The organism is Alienimonas sp. DA493, from assembly GCF_043951915.1.
In the GTDB taxonomy this organism is placed as follows: Bacteria; Planctomycetota; Planctomycetia; order Planctomycetales; family Planctomycetaceae; genus Alienimonas.
The window spans coordinates 1-20,314 of record NZ_JBINJD010000027.1 but is presented as its reverse complement, the minus strand read 5'-3'; the positions used below and the strand labels follow the sequence as shown (position 1 = coordinate 20,314).

The 20,314-nt window shown below is 70.1% G+C and carries 16 protein-coding genes; 7 read left to right on the top strand and 9 right to left on the bottom strand.

The window, feature by feature from the left end:
- Positions 1-196: 196 nt before the first annotated feature.
- Positions 197-2,515 carry an alpha-amylase/4-alpha-glucanotransferase domain-containing protein gene (locus ACG2DA_RS06375; RefSeq protein WP_395254651.1) on the top strand — a complete coding sequence of 773 codons (2,319 nt, stop codon included), beginning with the start codon at positions 197-199 and terminating at the stop codon, positions 2,513-2,515.
- A 66-nt stretch (positions 2,516-2,581) separates the two neighbouring features.
- On the opposite strand, the gene ACG2DA_RS06370 is transcribed toward ACG2DA_RS06375, so the two are convergent.
- The 4 genes from ACG2DA_RS06370 to ACG2DA_RS06355 form a co-directional block, all read right to left on the bottom strand.
- Positions 2,582-3,730, bottom strand: coding sequence for a DUF1559 domain-containing protein (locus ACG2DA_RS06370; RefSeq protein ID WP_395254650.1), 1,149 nt, complete (start codon positions 3,728-3,730; stop codon positions 2,582-2,584).
- Between the two features lie 120 nt (positions 3,731-3,850).
- Complete coding sequence (locus ACG2DA_RS06365; protein ID WP_395254649.1) at positions 3,851-5,425, bottom strand: OmpA family protein; 1,575 nt, start codon at positions 5,423-5,425, stop codon at positions 3,851-3,853.
- 221 nt (positions 5,426-5,646) lie between these two features.
- On the bottom strand, positions 5,647-6,783 hold the full coding sequence (locus tag ACG2DA_RS06360; RefSeq protein ID WP_395254648.1) for a DUF1559 domain-containing protein: 1,137 nt from the start codon (positions 6,781-6,783) through the stop codon (positions 5,647-5,649).
- 131 nt (positions 6,784-6,914) lie between these two features.
- Positions 6,915-7,430, bottom strand: a complete 516-nt coding sequence (locus tag ACG2DA_RS06355; protein WP_395254647.1) for a macro domain-containing protein — start codon at positions 7,428-7,430, stop codon at positions 6,915-6,917.
- A 258-nt stretch (positions 7,431-7,688) separates the two neighbouring features.
- Between ACG2DA_RS06355 and ACG2DA_RS06350 the strand changes: the two genes are divergently transcribed.
- From ACG2DA_RS06350 to ACG2DA_RS06330, 5 genes are all read left to right on the top strand, one after another.
- A complete protein-coding gene (locus ACG2DA_RS06350; RefSeq protein WP_395254646.1) occupies positions 7,689-10,118 on the top strand; it encodes an ABC transporter ATP-binding protein in 2,430 nt (809 codons plus the stop codon).
- A 121-nt stretch (positions 10,119-10,239) separates the two neighbouring features.
- Positions 10,240-11,166, top strand: coding sequence for a prenyltransferase/squalene oxidase repeat-containing protein (locus tag ACG2DA_RS06345; protein ID WP_395254645.1), 927 nt, complete (start codon positions 10,240-10,242; stop codon positions 11,164-11,166).
- Between the two features lie 313 nt (positions 11,167-11,479).
- Positions 11,480-12,271, top strand: coding sequence for a hypothetical protein (locus ACG2DA_RS06340; protein WP_395254643.1), 792 nt, complete (start codon positions 11,480-11,482; stop codon positions 12,269-12,271).
- Positions 12,272-12,349: 78 nt separating this feature from the next.
- Complete coding sequence (locus tag ACG2DA_RS06335; protein ID WP_395254642.1) at positions 12,350-13,723, top strand: Gfo/Idh/MocA family oxidoreductase; 1,374 nt, start codon at positions 12,350-12,352, stop codon at positions 13,721-13,723.
- A gap of 99 nt (positions 13,724-13,822) precedes the next feature.
- Positions 13,823-14,122 carry a hypothetical protein gene (locus ACG2DA_RS06330; RefSeq protein WP_395254641.1) on the top strand — a complete coding sequence of 100 codons (300 nt, stop codon included), beginning with the start codon at positions 13,823-13,825 and terminating at the stop codon, positions 14,120-14,122.
- Positions 14,123-14,136: 14 nt separating this feature from the next.
- On the opposite strand, the gene ACG2DA_RS06325 is transcribed toward ACG2DA_RS06330, so the two are convergent.
- The 5 genes from ACG2DA_RS06325 to hpt all read right to left on the bottom strand — a co-directional run bounded on the left by ACG2DA_RS06325 (position 14,137) and on the right by hpt (position 19,423).
- Complete coding sequence (locus ACG2DA_RS06325; protein ID WP_395254639.1) at positions 14,137-14,757, bottom strand: hypothetical protein; 621 nt, start codon at positions 14,755-14,757, stop codon at positions 14,137-14,139.
- Entirely contained in the window at positions 14,741-15,724 is a 984-nt protein-coding gene (locus ACG2DA_RS06320) for an AAA family ATPase (protein ID WP_395254638.1), read from the bottom strand. The genes ACG2DA_RS06325 and ACG2DA_RS06320 overlap by 17 nt, the downstream gene beginning before the upstream one ends.
- Positions 15,725-16,432: 708 nt before the next feature.
- Entirely contained in the window at positions 16,433-17,134 is a 702-nt protein-coding gene (locus ACG2DA_RS06315) for a hypothetical protein (RefSeq protein ID WP_395254637.1), read from the bottom strand.
- A 123-nt stretch (positions 17,135-17,257) separates the two neighbouring features.
- Positions 17,258-18,673, bottom strand: coding sequence for a hypothetical protein (locus ACG2DA_RS06310; protein ID WP_395254636.1), 1,416 nt, complete (start codon positions 18,671-18,673; stop codon positions 17,258-17,260).
- 231 nt (positions 18,674-18,904) lie between these two features.
- A complete protein-coding gene (hpt, locus tag ACG2DA_RS06305; RefSeq protein WP_395254635.1) occupies positions 18,905-19,423 on the bottom strand; it encodes a hypoxanthine phosphoribosyltransferase in 519 nt (172 codons plus the stop codon).
- A gap of 139 nt (positions 19,424-19,562) precedes the next feature.
- Between hpt and ACG2DA_RS06300 the strand changes: the two genes are divergently transcribed.
- Entirely contained in the window at positions 19,563-20,291 is a 729-nt protein-coding gene (locus ACG2DA_RS06300) for a hypothetical protein (protein ID WP_395254634.1), read from the top strand.
- Positions 20,292-20,314 lie beyond the last annotated feature (23 nt).

Here is a 20,314-nt window from a genome sequence, read left to right as displayed (position 1 = left end):
ACCGGCGGGGCGTTTATCCTAGGGCGTCGGCCGGCTCGCTTCCCACGCACGGGGCTCCGCGGCAACGTGCGCGGGCTCCGTCCGCCGGGTTCGGGGTGGACCGCCACCGTCGTTCTGAACGACACCCCCGCCGACGGCGCCGCTCGCACGGCCGCCCCCCGTCCCCCCCAGCCCCGGCCGCGTGCCGCGTCGCACGATGTCCCAGCCCTCCCCGCCGTATCCGTCCTCCTTCGGGCATGGGACCCCGGGCCCGGGGGCGTTTCCGGTGGGCAGCCCGCGGCTGCGGTTGATCCTCTGCCTGCACGACCACCAGCCGGTCGGCAACTTCGACGGCGTGTTCGCCGCCGCCTTCCGCGACAGCTACGAACCGTTCCTGGACGAGTTCGAGCCGTTCGAGTCCCTGCGGATCGCCCTGCACATCTCCGGCAGTTTGCTGGAATGGCTGGAGATGAACCGCCCGGCGTACCTGCGGCGGGTGCGGGACCTGGTGGAGGCCGGTCGTGTGGAGATCCTCGGCGGGCCGTTCTACGAACCGATCCTCGCCGGCATCCCCCGCCGCGACCGCGTCGGACAGATGACGCGGTACTCCCACCACCTGAAAAGCCTGTTCGGCCAGCCGGTCCGCGGGATGTGGCTGCCGGAGCGGGTCTGGGAGCAGCAGTTCGCCGGGGACATCGCCAAGGCGGGGCTGGAGTACTGCGTGCTGGACGACGGCCACCTGCGGGCCGCCGGCCTGCGGGACGAGGACCTCAACGGCCACTTCCTCACCGAGGACGACGGCCGCCTGATCGCCCTGTTCCCGGGCGACGAGCACCTGCGCTACCTGATGCCCTTCCGGCCGCCGCAGGAGACGATCAACTACCTCAAGCACATCGCCGCCGCCCGCGAGGCCGCCGGCGCCCCGCAGGGCACCGCGGTGGTGTTCGGCGACGACGGCGAGAAGTTCGGCACCTGGCCCGGCACCAAAAAGGCCGTCTACGAACGCGGCTGGCTGCGGAAGTTCTTCGAAGCCCTCGTCGAGAACGGCGACTGGCTCCAGACGAGCACCTTCAGCGAGACCCTCGACGCGGTGCCCCCCGCCGGCGAGGTCAGCGTGCCGGACTGCTCCTACCGCGAAATGACCGAGTGGGCGCTGAACACCCAGCGTCAAACCGAACTGCACGACCTCGTCGAGGCGAAAACGCCCGAGGCGGATTGGAGCGCCCTGAAGCCCTACATCCGCGGCGGCAACTGGCGGAACTTCCGCACCAAGTATCCCGAGGCCCGGGAAATGTACGCCCGGATGACGGAGGTCTCCGCCCGGTTGGACGCCTTCGCCCAAACCGCCGAGGGCTTCGATAAAGCGAAGCTCGACAAGGCCCGCACGCACCTCTATAAAGCCCAGTGCAACTGCCCATATTGGCACGGGGCGTTCGGCGGGCTCTATCTGCCGCACCTGCGGAACGCGGTCTACGACCACCTGATCTCCGCCGACAGCATTCTGGACGAGCTGGAAGGCCGCACCGGCCGGTGGTGCGCGGTCGCGGCGAAGGACTACGACCTGGACGCCCGCAAGGAGGTCCGGCTGGCCGGCGACAAGCTGATCGCCTACCTCAAGCCCAGCCGCGGCGGGATCTGCTACGAACTGGACGTTCGCGGCGCCGGGCACAACCTGCTGGCCACCCTCGACCGCCGGCCGGAGCCGTATCACGCCCGCATCCTGGCCCACGCCGCCAACCCGCAGATCGCGGCGGCGGCCCACGACGGCGAGGAAAGCGTCTCGATTCACGATCTGGTCCACTTCAAACAGCCGAACCTCGAACAGAAGCTCGGTTACGACCTGTACCCGACCAAGGCGTTCGTGGATCACTTCCTCGAACCGGGCCTGACCCGCGAGGAGTTCCGGGCCGGCCGCGGGGAGCTGTCCGACTGCCCGACCGGCGTGTTCGAGACGACGCTGAAGCGCTCCGCCGCCGCCGCGACGGTGATGATGAGTCGCACCGCCCGGCTGGCCCGGTTCGCGGTGCGGATGCACAAAACGATCACGCTGGCCGCCGGGTCGAACGCCCTGTCGGTCCGCTATCAGTTCAGCGGTCTGCCCGCCGGCCGGCCGGTGCACTTCGCCACCGCCGTGCACCTCGCAGGCCTCGCCGGCAGCGCCGAGGACCGGTACTTCTACGACGCCCACGGCGTCCGCCGCGGCACGCTGGACACCGCCCTCAACCTGCCGGCGACGAACCGCGTGGGCCTGTGCGACGAGTGGCTCGGCCTCGACGCCGCTCTGGAGCTGGGCACGGCCAGCAGCGGCGGTCCCGGCGGGATCTGGACGCACCCGGTCGAAACCGTCTCCGGCAGCGAAGCCGGCTTCGAGAGCGTGTTCCAAAGCTGCGCCGTCGTGCCGCACTGGGAGTTCATCGTCCCGGCCGACGGCCGCTGGGCGGTCGACCTGACCCTCACCTGCGACGCCAGCGCCGCCCAGGCGCAGGCGCTGGAAAAGGGTCTGACGAAGGACGCGTTGCGTCTCCGCGCCGCCTGAGCGCCCGGAACGCGTCCCGTCCTGACGCGAACGCGTCCCGAACGGCGTGCGGCGTGCGGGGCGCGGTCAGTACTCGCTCACCACCTCGCCGCCGGCGCGGGTTCCCAAGCCGCCCCAAGCGCCATAGGGACTGCGGCCGGAGTTCACGCCGGCGTTCCTGTCGGGATCCCTCAGGCTCCCGGTGTCGATGGTCTCGGAAAGGAATTGCACGCTGCCGTCGCAGAGGGCCGCGTTCACGCCGCCGGCATGGTAACTGCCGGCCGTGACGAGCACGTCCTCGTACGACTTGTTCTCGGTGCAACTGGGTCCGTTGGGAGGGAGCACGGTGACGAAGCCGGTGTCGTTGCCGTTGCCGTCAGGCCAGTGCTCGCCGCGGTTGTCGAGCTTCGTGGAGCCGACCGGGAACGGGTATCGGCCCGGGTTGTCCGGGTCGAGGGCGACCTCCAGACACCGGGCGGGATCGGTGTAGCCGACGTTGGCGTTCCACGGCAGGTCCGTGCGGCCGACATCGTCCAGCACGTAGGCCTGATACAGATTGTCCCCGCCGTCGCTGCCGATCTCGGCCAGCAGCAGGGTCGAGGCGGTCCCGTCGCGGACGTCCCGCAGGGCGAAGCTGGCCCCGCGGGCGAACATCCCGCGGACGACGCCCCGTTTTGCGTCCAGCTCCTGCCGGACGGCGTGGCCGTTGTCGCCCCAATTGATGGCGTAGTTTACGTTCTCCAGGCGGTCGTCCCCCTCGGCGCCGTCGCTGGGGCAGCGGAGCGTGGGGATCTCGATTTGCCAGGGGGGATAATGGGCCTCGTCCGGCTTCGGGCCGTACGGGGGCCAAGTGATCGGGTGACGCGTGGACCCGGAATAATCGAAGCCGTCCATCGGCCGGAGGACGGCGTTCCACATCGCCCCCTGATCCAGATAGGGCAGGAGCGGCACGTAGGGGCCGAGGCGGTACTCGTTGTCCGGGTCGGAGTCCGCGCCCGGGGCGTCCTTCGTCCCCCCCGCCCCGATCGGGAAAGCGCGATACGTGCCGTGGTAATGATGAAAGGCGAGGGCGAGCTGTTTTAGATTATTCTTGCAGGACGCCCGCCGGGCCGCCTCGCGGGCCTGTTGCACCGCGGGGAGCAGCAGCGAGACGAGGATCGCGACGATCGCGATCACCACCAACAGTTCAATTAAGGTGAACCCGGGTCGAGCGGACCGGCGACGGGGGACGCTCACGGGGCGACTCCGGGGGAGGCGGGGCGGGACCGCGGCGGGGCGGCCTCGGGACGACGCCGGCGGCGGAGCGCCGACGCTATCCCCCGCCCCGCCGCCGAACAAGCCGCCCCCGCGGGCCGTTTAATACGCCGGGCGGCCGACGAGCACGGAGACGGTCCGCGAGCCGCTCGGCTCGCCGCCCTCGGCCCGCAGACGGTTCGGAGAGACGCCGGCCCGCACCAAATACTCGACCGCCGCCTGCGCCCGGGCCTCGGCGAGCAGACGGTTCGCCTCCGGGTCGCCGCGGCGGGCGGCGTTGCCGCGGACCGTCACGTAGGCGGTGGGAAAGTCCGCCAGCGTCTCGGCCAGATTGTCCAACACCCGTTCGCTGCGGTTCGACAACGCGGAGCGGCCAGGGGCGAAGGAGAGGTCCGGCAGGTCCAGCTCCCCGATCGGAAGCAGCCCCGCCCACCCCTCCTCCGGCAGCGGGGGCAGTTCGGCGACGTCGTTGCGGACCGTCTCCTCGCCCGGGCCGGGGGAGAAGCCCTCGTCCCGCAGCGCCTTGAGCGCGCCGGAATAAAAGAACGCCGCCGCGTCCCCGCCCGAGGAGTCGCCGTCCGTCGCCCCGGTGCGTCGCAGCACGCCGGCGATATTCGTCACCGCGTCCTCTAAATACTGCACCCGCCGGGCGTCGCGGTCCTCGGACAGGCCGAACCGGGCGTAGTTCTCCGCGGCGTTGTGCCACCACACGCCGTCCGCGACGGCGTCCGCCTGTTCCGGGGTCAGCGGCTCCCCGGCGGCGACGGCGTCCGCGGCGACCAGCGCCGAATAATCCTTGCGGAACACGTGGTTCGCCGTGAAGTACGCCTCCAACACCTTCCGCACCGTCTCCGGGTTCTTTCTTAAATAGTCCCGGCTGACGACCAGCACGTCGAGGATATAGCCCCGCACGCCGCTGTCGAACAGCCGGTGCATCGCGGGGTTCTCCAGCATCTTCGAGACCTGCGGCTCCCACGCCACATAGGCCCGCTTCGCCGACGCCGGGCTGTTTTGATACGCCCGAAACACCTCCGCGGCGTCGGCGACGGGCTCGAAGGGGTCCGGCGGCAGGTCGGAGAGATCGAACCGGGCCATCGCCACCCGGGCGAGGGTTTCGCTGGGGCTGTCCGGCACGAGGACGAACCGGGCCGCCGGGTCGTTGAGCGCGTCGAGGCTGGGGACGGCGTCTCGATAGGCGAGGATCGCGTCCCCGCCGCGGCTCTCGTCGAGGACCGCGACGATCACCGCCGGGCTGTCGCCCCGCAAATGGCTGTGTTTGAGCAGCGCGTCCACCGTGAAAGCCGCCACCGGCGCCGTGCCGTCGGCCAGCGCGGCGAGGCGGGCGGCGTAGTCGGCCCCGTCGTCCTTCAACGTCAGCCGGACGCCGCGGTCGGCCAGTTCCTGTCGGAACCGGTCGCTGCGGAGCGCCGCGTACCCGCTGAAGCTGTCCAGCGCGAGCGTGACGGAGGCGTCGTAGCGGCTGGGGTCGCGGGTGGCCCGGATGCGTTCGGCCCGCTGGCGAGCCTCGGCTTCCTCTTGAAGGCGCTGCCGTTCGGCGAGGGCCTCGGCGGCGGCCCGCTCCCGGGCGGGGGCGACGAGGACCTTCCACGCGACCGCCCCCAGCCCGACGATCCCCAGCCAGATCAGACAGACGGCGAGTATCCGGCCTTTGGTCATGGCGGGCGGCGGGGCGGGCGTGGGTGCGAACGAGAACGACGCGGGCGGGCCGGCCGCAGTCTACCGGCCCGCCGGCGGGAACGTCGCCCGAGGGTTCGCGGTTCAGCCGTCCGTCGGCCCGAACGCCCGCCGCCGAGGGGGGTTCGTCCCGGACGACGCGAAAACGCCCCGCCGGCTTTGGGCCGGCGGGGCGTGCGAGACGCCGTCGATGGGAACGAGGCTCAGAAGTCGGCGGCGACTTCGCCGCCGGACCGGGTGCCCAGGGCGCCCCAGACGCCGTAGGGGCTCCGGCCGCTGACCACGTTCGCTTCGCTGGCGCGGTTGGGGGTGACGGAGTCGATCGTCTCGGAGATGAACCGCACGCTGCCATCCACCAGGCAGACCTGCACGCCGCCGGTGTGGTAGCTGCCGGCGGTCACGAGCACGTTCTCACGGGAGAAGGCCCCGCTGCTGCAACTCGGACCGTTGGGCGGCAGGATGGTCGTGAAGCCGGTGTAACGGCCGACCGCGTACATCCACTGATCCCCCCGCTGGTTGAACAGGGTGGCGGAGGCGGGATAGTACCCGGGGTTGTTGGGGTCGGTGGCCTGCGTGACGCAGGCGCTGGGAGCCGAGACGCCGGTCGCCTCGACGAAGTTCATCGCCGAGACGTTCAGCATCACGGCGCCCTGGTAGCTGCGGTCCTCCTGCCGGCCGATTTCCGCGAACAGCAGGGTGTTGACGGTGCCGTCGCGGGCGTCCCGCACCCCGAAGTTCTGGCGCCGCATAAACATCCCCCGGCTCTTCGAAGAACTGGTGTCGTTCACGCCGGTGACGTTGTCGCCGTAATTCCCGGCGTAGTTCGTGTCGCCGTACGTCCCGCTGGGGGCGCCGTCGCTGGGGCACAGCAGGCTGGTCACCTGATGGCGGGCCGGCGGATACGTTGCGGTGTCGTACCGACCGAATGCCGGAAACGGCGGGTTTTTCGGCTCCAACTGGTTGGTCGTGGTGTTATACGACTGGGCGAGGGGCCGGCTCATCTGGTTCCACAGGGCCGACTCGTCCATATAGGGCATCAGCGGGGGGAGGAAGCTGAGCCAGCCTTCCATGCTGATGTTTTCCTGTCCGGCCGGCGCCGGTCCGCCGGGTCCGCCGGCGCCCATCGGGAAGACGTTAAACGTGCTGTGATAATTGTGAGCCGCCAGCCCCAGCTGTTTCAGGTTGTTCTGGCACTGACTCCGACGGGCCGCTTCGCGCGCCTGCTGCACGGCCGGCAGCAGCAGGGAAACCAGGATCGCGATGATCGCGATCACCACCAACAGCTCGATGAGCGTGAAGCCGACGCGGCCGGAGGCCGAACGGCCCATAGGGCGGGACATGCAGGGGAACTTACGGGGCCGAGAGGGGAAAGCCGCCGGCGGAGAGCCCGTCATGCCGGCGACCAAGAGAAGACGATATGATGCCGCGCCGCTTTTAAGAATCAATCACCTCCTTTGCACGGTCGTCGGGGTCAGGAATTACCTGAACGGCGCCGGCTGGTCCGCGGCTGGTTTGCGGATTTCAGCGGTTCGTAGCGCACCAGCAGGATGCGGCCGGAGTAGTCCGCGGCGGCGAACTCCTCCGTCATCCAGGACTCGACCCGCTCCGGATTCGCCCCGCCCACGCCGGCGCCGAGGCGGGGGAAGGCGATCGAGGCGAAGCCGCGCTCCGTCGCCCGCCGCAGGGCGTTCCGCACGCCCTCCCGCACGGCGAACTCGGAGGTCGTCCACAGCAGGCCGAGGCCGGCGACGTGGACGATCGCCCGGTGCGGCAGCCGCCCCGCCCCGGTGACGACGGCCCCGCCCAGCGGGAGCACGCCGCGCTTCGCCAACTCACGGAACGGCGCGGTCCCGGCCCGCTTGCGGATCGCCCCGCTCACCCCGTGGGGGACCAGCAGCCACCAAGGGATGAGATTGCGGTTCCAGGCGTTGACGATCGCCTCGGTCGGCTGATCGAGCAGGTCGCCGGCGACGATTTCGTGGGGCATTTCGGAGGGGGCGGGGACGGGGGGGCGGAAGCACGGACGGAGCGGCGAACAATGCGGCCGGCGGCCTATCGAGGGGTGCGAGGGGCCGGGGGCGAAGGTAAGATGCCGCCGCGGGATCCCGACGCTCCCCCCGGCGGCCGTGCGCCCCGGACCGAACCCGCCTCGACCCGGCCACGCCCAGGCACTAAACCGTCCGGTCCTCACCGCCGGACCAATGACGACCCCGCCGTGCCCGACGCTCCTCCCGCCGCTCCCCCCGTGTCCACGATCCCGATCGCGGAGCGCCCGTCGCGCGGCGGGTCCGCGGCGGAACTGGGAGAGAAAGTCAAAGCCGGCGCCCCGGTGGCGGACCGGGCCCGCGGCCTGCTGCGGGTCGTGCCGTTCATCAAGCCGCACAAGGTCACGCTGTTCTGGAGCGTCGGCTTCGCCGTCCTGGTGGCGCTGTTCTGGGGGGCGAATCTGGGGTTGATCCTGCCGGTCATCAACGTGCTGGCCGGCGACGACAGCGTGACCGGCTACGTCGAGCACGAGATCGCCGTCGCCAGGGGCGATCAGGATCACTGGACGATCAAGCTGGAGAACGCCGAGGCCGAAGCCGCCCGCCTCGCCGCCGACCCCAGGGCCAGCCGGTCCGACACCGTGGAGGCCGCCGCCGAGGCCGCCAAGGCCCAGGACCGGCTTTCCATGGCGGCCCGCAAGCTGGAGGCGCTGAACTGGGTGCAGCAGTACGTCCTCCCGATCCTGCCGGAGGACAAGTTCGACCTGCTGGCGAGCATTCTGGGCGTGATCTTCCTCGCCACGATCTTCAAGGGCCTGTGCGTGATGACGCAGGACGTGCTGGTCGGGGCGGTGATCGAGCGGACCGTCGCGGACCTGCGGGAGGCGCTGTTCGCCCACGCCCTCAAACTGGACATCCAAACGCTGCACGCCAGCGGCACCGGCGACCTGATGAGCCGGTTTACCAACGACCTGGAGCAGCTCGCCGGGGGCCTGCGGCTGCTGGGCGGGAAGGTCGTGCGGGAGCCGCTCAAGGCGGCGGCGTGCATCTTCGGGGCGATGCTGGTCAGCTGGCAGCTCACGCTGTTGGCCTTCGTGCTGGCCCCGCTGGCGGCGTACGTGTTCGGCAAGATCGGCCGCAGCCTCAAAAAGGCCAGCCGCCGGTCGATGGAGAGCATGTCCCGGCTCTATAAAACGATGGAGGAGACCTTCGACGGCGCCGCCGTCGTGACCGCCTTCAACGCCGGCGACCGGCAGGCGGAGCGGTTCCAGAAGGAGAACCGCACCTATCTGCAAAAGGCGATGAAGATCGTCCGGGTGGACGCCCTGACCAGCCCGACCACCGAAACGCTCGGCATGCTTGCGGCCTTCGGCGCCCTGCTGCCGGCGGCCTACCTGATGCTCCGCCAGACCGACAGCATCTGGGGGATGCGGCTGGCCAACGGGCAGCTGGACCTCGCCGAACTGGCCGTGTTCTACAGCTTCCTCGCCGGCACCCTCGACCCGCTGCGGAAGCTCAGCGCAGTCTTCTCCAAGCTGAAGCGGAGCACCGCCGCCGCCGACCGCCTGTTCGAAATCCTCGACCGCGAACCCGCCGTCGCCGCCCCGGACGTCGCGACCCCCGTCCCGGACCGCGTCCACACGGTCAAGTTCGAGAAGATCGGCTTCCATTACGCTGGCGCCGCCCGCGGCGCCGTGCTGGACGGCGTCAACCTGACCGTGAACGCCGGCGAGGTCGTCGCGGTGGTCGGCTCGAACGGCTCCGGCAAGAGCACGCTGCTCAAACTGCTCCCCCGCTACTTCGACCCGACCCACGGGGCGGTGAAGATCAACGGGACCGACCTGCGGGACTTCGACCCGGCCGCCTGGCGGGAGAAGATCGGCGTGGTCACCCAGGAAACCCTGCTGTTCGACGAGTCGATCGCGGAGAACATCCGCCTCGGCAAGCCGGACGCCACCGACGAGGAAGTCCGCGCCGCGGCCGTCACCGCCCGCGTCGTCGACTTCGCCGACGACCTGCCCAACGGGCTGGACGAGATCGTCGGCAGCGGCGGCTCGAACCTCTCCGGCGGCCAGCGCCAGCGGGTCGCCTTCGCCCGGGCCGTGCTGCGGGACCCGGAAATCCTGATCCTCGACGAGGCCACCAGCGCCGTCGACGCGCTCTCTGAGCAGCTGATGCACGAGGCGCTCAAGGAGTTCGCCGAGGGCCGCACGGTGTTCCTCGTCACCCACACCGTCCGCCGCAGCCTGCTGGAACTGGTCACCCGCGTTGCGGTGATGGAGCACGGCCAGTTGGCGGGCGTCGGCCCCCACGCCGAGCTGCTGGAGAGCAACGCCGCCTACCGCAGCCTGTACGAAGCCCAGACGGACGACGGCGGTCTTCCCGACGCCGCCCCCCGCCGCGAGAAGACCGTCGCGAAAAGCCGCCCCGACTACCGCCCGATGCGGTCCCCCAGCCTGCACCCCGGGGCGATCAACTTCGACGCGGACGAGATCGACCAGTACGATCCCGCGGACCACAAGTCCGACCGCAAGCGGGACGTCGGCTTCCAGCCGGACCCGGTCGCCTACCACTACGCCTCGGTCGGCCAGATCTTCGACCCGGACGAAGTCGCCGAGGACGCCGACGACGACGAGGACGACGACGGCCGCAACATCCTCCCCCTCCGGGCCACGGGCACGGACGGGTAGGTCCGGGAAGGGGTGATGGGGGAGGAGGGAGGAGTAGACTCCCGTCCTTCCCCCTCCCTCCTTCCCCCTCCCTCGTCCCCTGTCCTACCTCCTCTCCCTCGCCGACCGCCTCGCCGGGGGGGTGGCGTCGCTGAGCCCGGAGCGGCGGGCCCGGCACCGGGACTTTCTGCTCTCCCAACGCACGCCGGACGGCGGCTTCCGCGGCCGCGACTTGGAGAACGAGGGTCTGCCGGGCGATCTCTATTACACCGGCTTCGCCGTGCGGGCGCTGGCGGTGCTGGGGGCGTTCGACGAACCGACCGCCGCGGAGGTGGCCCGGTTCCTCAAGGCGCATGACCCGCTGCGATTGGGAGCGATCGATCTCGTCAGCTGGCTCTATAGCGCCGTGGTGGTGCAGGCCGCCGGCGGCGGGGACCCGTTGGCCGAGGCCCCGCCCGACTGGCCCGAGCGGCTGGCGGCCGGGTTGGAACAAAACCGCAGCGCCGACGGCGGCTACGCCAAAACGCCCGCCGGGGCCGCGGGCAGCACGTATACGTCCTTTCTCGTGGCGTTGACGTTGGAATTAATCGGCCGCGACGTGCCGGCCCCGGGGCGGCTGGCGCAGTTCCTGTTCGATATGCAGCGGGACGACGGCGGATTCGTGGAACTGGCCCCGGTCAAACGCAGCGGCACGAACCCGACCGCGGCGGCGGCCGTGCTGCTGAAATTGCTCGGGCACGCGGACGACGAATTAAAAGCGGACCTGCGGGGGTTCCTCACCGAGGTGACCGACCCCGCCGGCGGGGTGCGGGCCAACACCCGCATCCCCTTCCCCGACGGGCTGAGCACCTTCACGGCGCTGCTGATGTGCCGGGACCTCGGCCTGCCGGCCCCGCTTCCGGCCGGGGCGATGAAGCGGTGGGTGGAAACCGAGTTGGAACTGCCGACCGGCGGCTTCCGCGGCGCCGCCTGGGATGTGAACGCCGACGCCGAATACACCTTCTACGGCTTGGGCGTGCTCGCGTTGACGGCGGCCGATGGGACCGACTTGGCTGTCGAGATTGCGTAAACGTCGATCGATTTTTCGCACGACCGCCCCGGACCGCCCGGACGGCGGCCGAAGCCCCCGACGGCGTTCCCCCTGTTTTCATAGACTTTTGCGATTCAGAGGCGGTCGCCGCGGCCGGGACCGGCGGAGCGGCGAGCATTCCGTCTCGTTGATCCGTGCCCGCTTTCCGGCGGGGGGTGGGGGTGGATAGAGTGAACGGTCCGGCGGCGAGCCGTTCCCCGTGCGGGGGTCCCGACAGCCCGTGCGGGGGTCCCGACAGGGGTGCGCGGCCGTCGCTCCCGCCCCATCTCCCTTCCCTGCCCGGATTGTTTTGATGCCTCGCTGCCTTGGAATCCGCTTCGCCTCCTGTGCCGCGGCCGTCGCCGCCGCGGCCCTGCTGGCGCCCGCTCCGACCTCCGCCGCCGACTACGGCGACGTGACCGGCAAAGTCGTGCTGGACGGCGAAGCGCCGGAGCTGGAGCCCCGCGTCGAGAAGGGCGCCGCCGTTAAAGACGCCGCAACCTGCTCCGTCGACGCGGTGCCTAACTTCAGCCTGGTCGTGGGCGAGGGGAACGGCATCGCCAACGTGTTCCTCTACCCGGCCCGCCCGATCCGCGGCACGAAGCCGGAGTTGGAGGACGCCCCGCAGGACCCGATCGTGTTCGACCAGAAGGGCTGCGTGTTCAAGCCGCACGCGGTGATCGTCCGCACCGGCCAGCCGCTGGAAATGTTCAACTCCGATCCGGTGGCCCACAACGTGCGGTTTACCTCCTTCGGCAACCCGGGCATCAACGTGACCGTGCCGGCCAACGCCCCCCCGGGCAGCGGCAAGGGCGTGGAGGTCCAGTTCAACCGGGCCCAGCGGGTGCCGATCCCGGCCCTGTGCGACTTCCACCCCTGGATGAAGGCCAACTGGCTGGTCGTGGACACCCCCTACGCCGCCCTCACCGACGAGAACGGCGAGTTCACCATCGAGGGCCTGCCCGTCGGCAAGCACACCTTCATCGTCTGGCAGGAGTCCGCCGGCTTCCTGGACCGGGCGCTGACGGTGGACGTCAAAGCCGACGAGAAGACGGACCTCGGCGAGCTGAAATACAAGCTCTCCGCCTTCAAGAACCTGAAGTAACCGCCCGCCACGCCGCCCGACCCCGGGCGGCGTTTTTTTATGTTCCCCCGTTAACCCCGCCCCCTCCCGGAGAGCCTGGTGAGCGCCCCCGCCACTCCCCCCGCCGACCGCCGCGACTTCCTGAAAACCGCCGGTGCGGTCACCCTCACTGGGGCCGCGATCGCCGGCACCGCCCCTTTCGCCCAAGCCCGCGTCCGGCAGGAAGACGGCGAAAAGAAGCCCGTCATCGGCCATATCGGCACCGGCAGCCGGTGGAACGGTCCCGGCATGCAGGCCGCCAGCCGCGGCACGACCAAGATTCTCTGCGACGTGGACCGCGGCCACCTGGAGGCGGCGGCGAAGAAGATCAAGGACAAGTACGGCGACGACCCAGAGCTGACCGACGACTACCGCAAGGTGATCGACGATCCCGAGGTCGACGTCGTCGTCATCGTCACCCCGGACCACTGGCACACCAAACCGCTGATCGAGGCGGTGCGGGCCGGCAAGGACGTCTACTGCGAGAAGCCGCTGACCCTCACCATTCAGGAGGGCATCGACATCTGCAAAGCGGTCGAGGAGACCGGCCGTACCGTGCAGGTCGGCACGCAGCAGCGGACCGAGATGGGCCGCAAGTTCCTCACCGCCGTGGCGCTGGTCCGCGAGGGCCGCCTGGGCGACGTGAAGAAGATCACCTGCGGCATCGGCGGCGCCCCCACCTCCGGCGAGATCCCCGCGGTGGACCCGCCGCAGGAATTGAACTGGGAGAAGTGGCTCGGCCAGACGCCCGAGGTCCCCTTCCGCAAGGACGGCCGCCAGACCAACTGCCACTATGAGTTCCGGTGGTGGTACGAATACAGCGGCGGCAAGATGACCGACTGGGGCGCCCACCACGTGGACATCGCCCAGTGGGTCCTCGACCAGAACGGCGAGGGCCAGGGCCCGACCAAGATCGTCCCCAACATGGACAAGGTCGTGCACCCGGCCGGGATGGACGAGAACGGCATGCCGGTGGAGGACGACAAGTACAACGCCGCCAGCAAGTTCGAGGTCACCGCCTTCTTCCCGAACGACGTGGAGGTCGTGATCTCCAGCGACGCCCGGAACGGTCTGCTGATCGAGGGCACGAAGGGCCGCATCTTCGTCTCCCGCGGCGACCTCACCGGCACGCCGGTCGAGGAATTGAAGGACAACCCGCTGCCCGAGGGCGCCCTGGAGCGGGCCTACAAAAACCAGCCGGTGGCCGGCAGCCACATGGAGAACTTCTTCGCCGCCCGCAACGGCGACGCGGAGCCGATCTCCGACGTGTTCAGCCACCACCGGGCGCTGACGACCTGCCACCTCGCCAACATCGCGATCCGCTTGGGCCGCGAGTTGGAGTGGGACCCCAAGGCCCAGAAGATCGTCGGCGACGATCAGGCCCAGTCGATGACCGCCCGCACCAAGCGGGACGGCTACGACTACGAGGTCTGAGCCCCCCGCCGCCGCGGTTCGCCGCTCTCTCCGACGCCCCGGCCGCCCCACGGCGCCCGGGGCGTTTTTCGTTCGCTCCCCCGCCCGAATTTTGGATTGATGAACGTGAACCTCGGCGGCGACTTCGCCCCGGTGATGATCTGCTACGTGCTCGCCACGTTCGTGCTGACGGCCGTGGTGCACGTGATGTTCACGGTCGGCGTGTGGACCGCGACGAGCGGCCGGCGGACGGAGTTGGTCCCGCCGTGGGTGTGGATCGCGGCCACGCTGTTGGGCGGCCCGCTGGTCGCCGCGGCGTACTGGGTGGTGCACCTGTCCTCGATCGCCCGGCCGCCGGTCGGCGGCCCCCATCAGGAGGTCCGCACCTACGACTCGGCGGATGGCCGGCCGGCGATCTGAACGTCGGCGCCGCATCAGTCGGCGCCGCGGCGGGCGGCGGTCCGCAGCCAGAGGGCGGCGAACGCCGACCAGCCGACGCCGCCCCAAAACAGCGCCTCCCGCCCCACGGCGGCCGCGGCGAACAGGGCGGACGCCGCTTCGTCCCGGTCTAGTTGGCGGAAGGCACCGTCGACGTAGCTGAAACTCGTACGCGGGATGGTGCTCCCGAGGACAAAACCCACGCCCGCTGCCGCCGCGGTCGTCACGACCGTTCCTGCGGCGACGACGGCGATCAGCGGGAGGGCACCCCACAGCCGCACCTGCGGCGGACCGGGAAATGCTGTGCACAGAACCGCCAGCCCCGCCGCCGCCGCGCCGAATCGAACGCCCCGCCAAACGCCCAGCGCGAACCCGGTCCGCGGATTGGCTACGCGGGCATATCTTGTCAGGGGCCCCCGAGAGCCGGACGTCTCTACCTCCCACTGCTCCGCGACCGCCGCCTGACCGTGAGGCGAACCCGCCGCAATCGCGGTGAACCCGCCCGCCAACGCCCCGCCGGCGATCGCCGCGGCCAGCACGAACGCCCCCGCCGCCGCGGCCTCCCGCCAGAGCGACGGGTCGGCGGAGGGGCCGGCCGGGTCAGTCGTCGTCGTCATCCTCGTCGTCCGCGTCGGGGTGCAGCGGGTCGTCCGGGTCGAAGAAGAAGTCTCCTAAACCCATCGGCACCGCCCCGCCGCCCAGGCTGCGACGTTTCTTGCCGGCCAGGTCGTCCAGGTCGGCGGCCTCCTCGCCGAGGCAGGCGATCAGCGCCTCCCGCCAGGCCACGTCCTTGGCGACCGGGTGCTCCGGGTCGGCGGCGAGTCGTTTCATCGCGTATCGCAGCACGTTCAGACCGTCGCGGGTGCTGAAGTCCAGCTTCAACTCGTGGGATTTCTGCAGGAACTCGACCGTCAGGTCCAGCGCCTCGTCGTCGGCGAACGGCAGGTGATATTTGAGGATCGCCAGTTCGTCCTCCCGCTCCGGGTGGCCGATGGTCAGCGTCGGCTGGAGCCGGGAGAGAATATAATCCGGGATCTCGAAGGTGCTTTCGTCGGCGTTCATCGTGACCGCACAGCGGAAGTCGTCGTGGGCGTGCAGGGTCACGCCGGCGATTACGCTTTCGGCGTAGCGGCGGTGGTCCAGCAGCGGGGCGAGGCTGGCCCAACTCTTCTCGCTCATGCGGTTCCCCTCGTCCAGCAGGCAGACGCCGCCGGTCAGCATCGCGGTGACCAAGGGGCTGGCGTGGTATTTAATGCCCCCGCCCTCGGCCAGCACGGGGGTGATGAGCAGGTCCTCGGGGCGGGTGTCCGCGGTGCACTGGTAGATGTAGAGCGGCTGGTTCCGCTGCCGGGCCGCGGCGACGGCCAGCGTGGTCTTGCCGATGCCCGGCGTGCCGACGAGCCGGGGCGTCAGCGGCCGATCGCCCTCGCCGACGACCAGCCAACAGGCGTGGATCTGCTTGAGGACCTCGTCCTGCCCGATCCACTTCCCCTCGGAAGCGTCCGGCCGGGAGAGGTGCAGCGTAACGCCGTCCACCTCCGCGGTGCGGGCGTCGGTCGGCAGGGGTGCGGAATCGCGGATCATCGGGGGCGGGCCGGGGGTGAGGCGATCGGGGCAGTGTAACGCCCCTGGAGCGATTCGCGTCCCGCCGCTTCGCGGCGGGCCGGAGGGCCTGGGGAAGCGACGCCCCCCGCTCCGTGCGGCGGACCGCGCAGCGGCGAACCCGACCGCGGGGGCTCCCCAACGGGGAACGGTTCGCGGACGGGCCGCCGGTTCGGGTTGTCGCCGTGAGTTCTCGTCGCACGCGGTTCGGTCGCCGCCCCGCCCGACGGATCGTCGGCCCGGCCGGTGTACGCCGGGGTGGGGGAAGTGAGGGGGGAATACGGGCGTCCGGCGCTCGCCGGGGCCGCGGGGTCGCGCCCGCCCGCGGCGCCCGGGGCCGGACGAGCGGAACGCTCGTTGGCTCTCCCGGACGGTCGCGCGGCGGGGTCGGCGTCCGTGCCGACGGGCGGGGGGCGGATCGCGCCGCTCGGCTGCGCGTGCGGGGGGCGAACGGCCCGTCGCCGTTCGCCCCCCGCGCCAAACCGGCGCGGGGGCGGGGGGAGCGGCGTCCGTCACCAACGTCGGCCGTTCCCCGTCGCCCCGCGAGAGGCCCGACCGCCGCCCGCGTCCGGTGCGGACGGCGAACGGTCGGACCCTCACCCTAGGCGGGTCCGGGACCTATTCTGTCCGAACCCGTTGCCGCCCTAAAGGTTCCGGATACGAACCGGCCGCCCGGCCGCGGACCTCCGGCTATCGGTCGGCCCAGCGCTCCTCGGTCGCCTCGACGGTCAGGTCGAACTGCTGTTCGTCCGGATCGCCGGGTCGGACCGTTCGGCGGGACGGGGCGAGCGACCAGACGACGGTCCCCTCGGACACGACGCCCGCCCGCGTGGCGGCGTAGGCCGCGCCCCACACGTCGGCGTCGGCGTCGTCCGGAAGGGCGGCGCGGTCGGGCCGGGCCGGGTCGTCCAGCGGGGTCACGGCGACGTTCGGCTCCCACGCCCGGAGGGCGGCCTGCACGGCGTCTCGGAAAGGCCCGTCGTAGTACGCCCGCAACGCCGCGCGGTCGGCGGGACCGCGGAGGGTGAAGTTGCCGTGGGCGTGGTTCTCCTCCATTTGGAGCATCACCGTGTGCCAGGCCCCCGGGGGCGTGACGTCCCGGCTGCCGCCGCCGCCGCCGCCGGCCCCGCTGCCCGTCTGTCGCACGTCGACGCCGGGCGGCGGGGCGGCCTCGACCCACTCCCGCAGGCTCGGCGACGCCTCGGGGAAGGACGGCCGCCCCGGCGGGACGTAAACGTACTCCACCCGGTTGAGGTACTGCCAAAGGGCCGCGGAGGCGACGAACACGGCCACGGCCGCCGCCAAGGCCGTCCAGAGCATCCCGACGACCGCCCAGACCCGCAGGGCGGTGTAGGAGCGAAACAGGCGGGACAGGCGCGACGGGCGGTTCACGGCCAGACTCCCCGAAGGACATCGGACCGCCCCATCCTACCGCCCCCGCCCGTCCCGGGGGCGGCCTTGCCCCACGCCCCCCCCGCGAGCGCCCGCCCCAGCGGGCCGCCCCCGGCCACCCACCTAAGCAGCTGGTGTCGAGGCCAGACTACTATTCAGCCCCAACCGGTGACTCTGAAGCTTAGTCTGCCAAAGGCCCTCATATGCGAGGATGTCCGACTCGGTATCCGCAGATCCAGCCACCTGCAAGATCGTTACTTGCCAATCCCTAGTCTCTTTATCCTTAAGCTGTACATTCCCGCCGTGCCCACTGGCTGCGTAGTCGGACCAACGGCCGAAAAACCCGGATTCGCCGCTGGCAGAACCGACGTACTGTTGGTTCGTCTTCGGGCTGGACAGGAGGTAAACGCCTTTGCAATTTGCCAAAGCCGAAATCCAAGTCTGCGGCAGACGCGGGATTCGCCACAGCGGCTCCCGGAAATTGGTGAAGCCGGGAAAGGGATCGTCCTCATTTTGGCGAATCTCCAGGACCCTCTTCTCGTTTTTGTCCGCGTATTGTGCCCATGCGATCTTGCCTCGCCCCCAGTCGATGATCAGCTTCCCAATCAACTCGCTTAAACGTTGAGTCAGAATCGTGTCATATTGGTCACACGTCTCGGGGGCGTCGATAATCTGGGGGTTGGATATGCCAGGTCGCGCCTCTTTAATGGTATACTGCCGTGCGCTCTTCCAGATGCCGGCAAAAACCTCCTCCTCAAAGGCGTTGACAACGAATGCGGCCCAGTAGGGTCTACCGAACATCTTCTGGTATTTCACTCTTTGCACCGACTGATAGCTTTGGAACTGCCGGCGGTCGTCCCTCCAGAGTTCGTACGGCGAACGACCTTTCGCCGCCCGATTGTCTTTGTGGCGAAGGAGTAAGACTTCGGACGGTTCCAAACCAGCTCCGCGTAGCAGAGCCGATAGGGACAGTGAAGCGTGCTGCGTATCCTCTTCGCTCAGGATGACACTTTGACCGGAGGAGATCGGAAGAGACGTCTCGCTGTCCATCTGCGTCGCGGTATTTGAGGAGGCAACTTGTTCGTAAAGCTCGCCCGTGGCCACCACGGTGGGGCCAAACTCGACGTGCCCGTTTTCGTAGGCCCAACGAAACTCCTCGAGAGACTGCTCGCGGGGCTCGTCGAGCATCGCACGGCCGACCGAGCTCCACTGCTCAAGAGCGGCTTTCCCCTCGTCAGCGGCTTCGCTGGGAAACTCCGCCTCCCGTTCGAGCAGAAGCACGTCGATCAGGTACGAGATCATCGCCGCGTCGTGATCGTCGTTCGTTTGGCTGTACTGGCTCGGCTCCCGATTCAGGTCAGCCTCGCACATCCGGTATGAATCGCCGTCAATCTCGAACCGAACGACGTAAACGCAGATGCCCGTCCAGCTGCGATGAAAATACAGAGCGTCATCTTGCCAGTAGATAAACCATTTATCTTCCATCTGCCCGGGCACCAGACCTAGTCGTATCCGCTCAATCTCCTGCGGCGAAAACATCCGATCCAGGCGGACGGTCTGCTTACGTGACGGGAGATCGTGCGCCTCCCAATCAGCTTTCGTGGCTGGTGTCATTGTTTTTCAGCGGGCGGGTGACACTGCCATTCTGCCAGTGCAGTGTGGCATTGCGGAACTGAGCGACGACCGAACCGCGAACCGCGTCGCCCGCACTGGCGAGACGCCAGTGGCGCGCCGATGCACGAAACTGTTCTGGGATCGGCCGGAGCCGCCTCACTCCACCGGCAGTTCGCCGATGAACGGCAAATGCCGGTATTCGTCGTCGTGGTCGAGGCCGTAGCCTACCACGAAGGTGTCCGGGATGCGGAAGGCGTGGTAGTCCGGGGTCAGCGTCACGCCCTCGGCCGGGTCGCGGTCCTTCCACAGCAGCACGCAGGTGCGGACGCTGTTGACGTTCTCCGCGGCCAGGCGGTCGATCAGCGCCGTCAGGGTGCGGCCGGTGTCGAAGATGTCGTCCACCAGCACCACGTCCCGGCCGGTGATGTCCGGCAGCAGGTTCGTGTCGATCCGCATCTCCCCGGGCGTGGTCGCCGTGCCGCGGTAGCTGCTGGCCTGCACCAGGCCGACCCGGTGCGGCACGTCGATCCGCCGCATCAGGTCCGCCACGAACGGCAGGCTGCCGTGCAGCACGCCGAGCAAGGTCAGCGATTTGTCGGCGTAGTCCTCGGCGATGCGGGCGCCGAGGCGGTCGACGGCCTCGGCGATTTCGGCCTGCGTAATCAACGTCTTCACAAAACCGGCGGCGTCACGGTGGGGGCGGAGGGGACGGCGAAGTCCCCGACAGCGGGGGAACGGGGGACGGCGACGGCGGGCGCGACGGCCGCGGGTCCACTCTAAAGTGAGCCCCCGCCCTCCTCCACCCCCGCCCCGCATGGCCCCCGCCCCGCCGCCCGCCGCCCGCTGGACCGCGGAGACCGTCGCCGGCGCGGCGATCCGCCTGTTCGAACCGCCGCAGGCCCCGGCGGGGGGCGTCGTCTGGCTGGCGGACTTCGACGGCCTCATCCCCGAAACGCTGCCCGGCTGGGCCGAGGCGCTGAGCCGCCGGGGCGTGCAGGTCGTCTGCCCCCAGCCGGGGCCGACTTGGTGGCTCGACCGGCCGGACCCGGCGTTTCAGGGGGACGACGGCTGGACCGCGTGGCGCTGGCTGCGGGAAGCGCTGGCCCCGTGGGCGGCGGAGCGGTGCGGCGGGCCGCTGGCCTGGGCCGGCGCCGGGGCCGGCGGGCAGGCGGCGCTGCGGGCGGGGTTCAAAACGAGGGGCACGCCGGCGGTCTGGACATACGCCCCGGCGGTGGCGCTGGACGCCGTGTACGGCCGCGGCAGCACGCTGGACGGGCTCTTCGAGAACGCGGAGCAGGCCCGGGTCGCCGGGGTGCTGACGGACGTGAACCCCCTCGCCCGCCCCAAACGGCTGCACGTCGCCTGCGATCCCGGCGAGGTCTGGTTCCCCGGGGCGGAGTTGCTGGTCGAAAAACTCCGTAGCGGCGGCGTGCCGGTGGAGACGGATTTCGAAACCCGCCACGCCTCCCGCGAGGCGGCCCTGAACGCCGCGGGCCCCGCGGCGGTCGGGCTGCTGGCGGACGCGCTGACGTTCGCCGTCTGACGTCGAGAGGTCTACGGGTGGAG

Coding starts and splice junctions, on each gene's coding strand:
- ACG2DA_RS06375 (WP_395254651.1), top strand. CDS start 197: ATGTCCCAGCCCTCCCCGCCGTATCCGTCCTCCTTCGGGCATGGGACC.
- ACG2DA_RS06365 (WP_395254649.1), bottom strand. CDS start 5,425: ATGACCAAAGGCCGGATACTCGCCGTCTGTCTGATCTGGCTGGGGATC.
- ACG2DA_RS06360 (WP_395254648.1), bottom strand. CDS start 6,783: ATGTCCCGCCCTATGGGCCGTTCGGCCTCCGGCCGCGTCGGCTTCACG.
- ACG2DA_RS06355 (WP_395254647.1), bottom strand. CDS start 7,430: ATGCCCCACGAAATCGTCGCCGGCGACCTGCTCGATCAGCCGACCGAG.
- ACG2DA_RS06340 (WP_395254643.1), top strand. CDS start 11,480: ATGCCTCGCTGCCTTGGAATCCGCTTCGCCTCCTGTGCCGCGGCCGTC.
- ACG2DA_RS06330 (WP_395254641.1), top strand. CDS start 13,823: ATGAACGTGAACCTCGGCGGCGACTTCGCCCCGGTGATGATCTGCTAC.
- ACG2DA_RS06325 (WP_395254639.1), bottom strand. CDS start 14,757: ATGACGACGACGACTGACCCGGCCGGCCCCTCCGCCGACCCGTCGCTC.
- ACG2DA_RS06320 (WP_395254638.1), bottom strand. CDS start 15,724: ATGATCCGCGATTCCGCACCCCTGCCGACCGACGCCCGCACCGCGGAG.
- ACG2DA_RS06310 (WP_395254636.1), bottom strand. CDS start 18,673: ATGTTTTCGCCGCAGGAGATTGAGCGGATACGACTAGGTCTGGTGCCC.
- ACG2DA_RS06300 (WP_395254634.1), top strand. CDS start 19,563: ATGGCCCCCGCCCCGCCGCCCGCCGCCCGCTGGACCGCGGAGACCGTC.